The following is a 3813-nucleotide window of genomic DNA, read 5'->3' on the forward strand; positions in this document are numbered from 1 at the left end:
GCCCTCATGCAGTCCCTGCTCAACGTCACCCGCTGGAGCGAGTGGGAACCCTGGGAACCGTTCACCGCCAGCGACATCACCAACGGCACCGTCGCCATCATCCTCGGCATCATGGGGATGCTGCTGTGGCTCGCGGCGATCGGCCACACCCTCGTGATGGTGGCCCGCGCTGCCTCCCTGCTCGTGCTGGCCGCCGTCACACCGATCGCGGCGGCCGGACTGGTCACCGACTTCGGACGCGGCTGGTTCTGGAAGTCGTTCCGCTGGTTCCACGCCGCCGCCCTCACCCCACCCCTGATGGTGCTCGCGCTCGGCATCGGCGTGAGGATCACCACCGAGGTGGCGGTCGGCGGTGAGGACGACGTCCTGAAGTCGATCGGGACGGCGTTCGTCGGCTTCGTGCTCATCTGCGTCTCCTCGTTCTCCCCGCTGGCGCTCTACACGCTGTTCGCGTTCACCGACCCGGGCAGCACCTCTGGGTCCGCCCTGCGCGCGGGGCTCGCGGCGGCCGGCGGAATCGGGGGCGTCCTCGCCGGACGCCAGACCGGCAGCAGCGCCGCCACTACGACCGACGACGCCGGACGCACCGCCGGCGAAGACGGAGCCGCGGCGACCACGATCGGCCGATTCGCGGCGGGCATGGGCCCGGTCGGTCAGGCGCTCTCGACCGGTATCGGCGTCATGGCCGCCGTGGGCGGGACGGCCGCCGCCATGGGCGCCGATCAGACCAACCAAATGGGCGTCGGCCACAACAACTTCCCGCCCGACTACTCACGCCGCGGCGTCCGGGCCGGCAGCGGTCAGTCGGGATACGACGGTGCCACCGACGAGTCGGCCAACCCGGACGACCCGACTTTGGCCAACGGCTACGACGGCAGCGGGTGGGGCGGCCCACCCCCGGACGCCGCCGGGACGGACGGATCGGGGCCCGGAACGCGCACGCCGCCGCCCACCGGGACACCGGCGCCCAGCGCAGCCCAAGGGGGAACTGCCGCCAAGGGCGCTGCCAGCACCTCCGACGTGGCGGAGGTCGCCCAGGTGGCGGCCTTGTAGGTCTGACGGGCACGAGTCTGACAGGGAAGCGACACGACGGATTCATGCGGCGTGGGCAGATCTGCCTAGGAGCGGAGTTCAACGACTCTCCTGTTGTCGGCAAGGGCGGGGCTTTCGAGAAGTGACGGCCGGCGACGGTGGCCAACACCACCCGTTGTAGCCTCATGCCATGTCGACGAACGGCCCGGCGACCGTCCGGTTCACGCTTGACGGCCAGACCTACGAGCTGAGTCGATCCACGGTTGAAGTGCGACTCGCAGGCGTTCGGCCGCGATCGGTCGGAACTCACGCGGTGCGCATCAACGGGGTTTGGTCACGTAGCTGGCGGGCAGGATGACGGTCTGCCGGCTGGTCTGGTGGATCGCGCGGAGGCCCCCGTAGTTCGCGATGCCGATGATGGTCCAGCGGTCGCCGTTGCGGACCCAGTCGGTGCCCGAGGTGCGCAGTCGTCGGTCGTTGAGGCGGGTGATGATCACGTCGCCGACCGCGGCGTCGCTGCCGTCGGCGAGGGCGACGGTGCGTGTGGGGTGGCTGCCGTCGTGGAGATGAGCTTGGGCGCGAGCGTTGAGTTCGGCCACCAGAGCGCGGGTGGGGGCGACCATGAGGGCGTCCGCTCCGGCGTCGCGGGCGGTCAGCCAGGAGTCGAAGACTCGGTCGGCGCAGGTGCCGAGATCGCCGACGTGGACGCGGTGGTTGTCGAGGTAGAAGCCGAGCGCCTCGGGGTCGCCGGCGCGCAGCGCGAGGCTGGCGGCGCCTTCGGCGGGGTCGGCGAAGCGGACGAGTTCGTTGAGCTGGACGGCGCCGTGCTGAGCCTGGATGTCGCGGAGCACGCCGCCGGCACCGATCGCGGCGAGTTGCTGGTCGTCGCCGATGAGGCGCACCGATCCGCCGCGGTCGAGGACGAACTCGACGACCTGGTCCAACGAGAGGGTGTCGGCCAAGCCGGCCTCGTCGATGATGACCAGGCTCGTCGGCCCGATGCGCTCGGCCCACGACGGGAGCGGTCGCCGGTGGTTCAGGGCGTGGGTGAGGAGGGCCATCGTGTCGGCGTGGGTGTAGATCTGCGCCCCGAGCTGGGCGGCCGCGGCGGCGGACGGCGCGAGCCCGACGACGCTGCCGCCGCCGTTGCGCCACGCGGTGGCCAGCGCGCGCATGGCACTGGTCTTGCCGGAGCCGCCGGGGGCGATGGCGAGCTGGAGTCGGGTGCCCGAGGTGGCCATCTCGCGGACGAGGGCGACCTGTCCGGGGTTGAGCGGGGTGCGGTTCGCGACCGCCTCGATGAGGGCGACCTCGACGGCCGGGGTGGGCGCCTGGTGGCCGCCGCGGCGTCCGGCTGCGTCGACGAGGCGGTGTTCGGCGGCGACGATCCGGCGGGAGGCGTGCCAGGTGGCGCCGGCGACGGTGTAGACGCTGTCGCCGGCGGTTCGGCGCAGCGCGGCGGGTTCGGTGATGCCGTCCGCGGGGGCCTGCAGGGCGACGGAGTGCCGGGTGAGCGCGGCGTGCGTGAGGCGCGCGACGACGTCGTCGACACGCCTGCGGGGCACGTTCGCGGCCCGGACCACGCGAAGTGCTTCGGCGCGGACGTGCCAGTCCTGCCACGTGGAGCGCGACCCCTCCATGGTCGCGACGATCTGCGCGGACTGCGTCCGCACCCAGCCGCGGGTGACGAAGACCGGACGCCGCAGCGTCCGGGTGGTGAGAGTCTCGGTGAGCATCGCCCGGACGCCGTCGGCGCCGAGGACGGCTTCGGCTTCGGCGCGCCAGGTGGCGCGTTGTTCGGCGAGGGTGCGGGGTTCGTGCTTGGCCTGCCGGGTCTCGAGGTTGGCCTGCTGTGCCAGAGCGCGGGCCTCGACCATGGTCGGGGGTCGGTGGTGCTCGCGCTGGAACGCGGCCGTCAGTTCGCTCTGGCGGTGCTCGATGGACGTCCGCCGCTGCGACCAGCGCGCGTTGAGCGCGGGGTCGACGCCGACCAGTTCGCGGACCGGTCGCTTGCCGGGCTCGGTGGAGGGCCGTTCGGCGAACCGGACGGGGAGGGCTTCGGAGAGGCGGCGTTCCAGGGCGGTGTTGTAGACCTCGGAGGCGGCGACGATGGCCTTGAAGAGGAGGCGTCCGTCGATGGAGAGCCAGCGTCCGTCGAGGGTCTGCACCTTGTTCGCGACGGGGACGTGGGTGTGCAGGTCGGGGTCGCCGGCGCGGCTGTCGCGGTGGGTGAACCGGGCGGCGACGAGTCCGGTCACGTCGACCTGGCGGACGCCGTTGTGGCCGGTGCGGGTGTAGAGGGCGTGGGTCTCGATGAACCGCAGCGCGTCGCCGATCGCTGCGAGGTGGGCGCGTTCGATGGTGGCCGCAGTGCTCGGGTCGCGAGCGCCCAGAGGGTTGAGACGCTCTTGACCGGGGAGAAGGTGAGGTCGTAGCCGGCGACGGCGGTGGTCTGTGGGCGGGACGCTGTGGCGATCAGCCCGGCGAGTTCGCGGGCGTCGACGGGGTCGCGTCCGAACGTGGCGCGGAACGTCTCGCGTCCGACCTGGGTGCGGATCGCGGCGCGAACCTGCGCGGGGACCGACGCGTCGTGCGGGGCGCCGACCTGGGCGTTGTAGGCGGCGAAGCGCTTGGCGACCTCGATCCGGAACTCGGTCCAGTCGTGGGCGAAGACCTTGAACGGCTGGCCCAGCCGGATCGCGTCGCGGGCCTGGGCGACGGTGGCGTCCGGGGGGAGGGCGTCGCCGCGCTGGCGGGCGAGGGGGTGGTGGCCCGATCCGA

At 72.6% G+C, this 3813-nt stretch carries 2 protein-coding genes and 1 pseudogene; 1 reads left to right on the forward strand and 2 read right to left on the reverse strand.

The window, feature by feature from the left end; all coding sequences use genetic code 11:
• Positions 1-1053, forward strand: a pseudogene (locus tag Q1K57_RS02800) (hypothetical protein); the annotation flags it as partial.
• Between the two features lie 299 nt (positions 1054-1352).
• On the opposite strand, the gene mobF reads toward Q1K57_RS02800, so the two are convergent.
• Positions 1353-3392: a MobF family relaxase gene (gene mobF / locus Q1K57_RS02805; RefSeq protein WP_366525324.1), complete on the reverse strand. Its 2040-nt coding sequence runs from the start codon at positions 3390-3392 to the stop codon at positions 1353-1355.
• Positions 3287-3813: relaxase domain-containing protein (locus Q1K57_RS02810; RefSeq protein WP_300078781.1), on the reverse strand; the 527-nt coding region annotated here is incomplete at its 5' end. The genes mobF and Q1K57_RS02810, both read right to left, overlap by 106 nt.

Source organism: Propioniciclava sp., from assembly GCF_029977985.1.
Taxonomy (GTDB): Bacteria; Actinomycetota; Actinomycetes; order Propionibacteriales; family Propionibacteriaceae; genus Propioniciclava.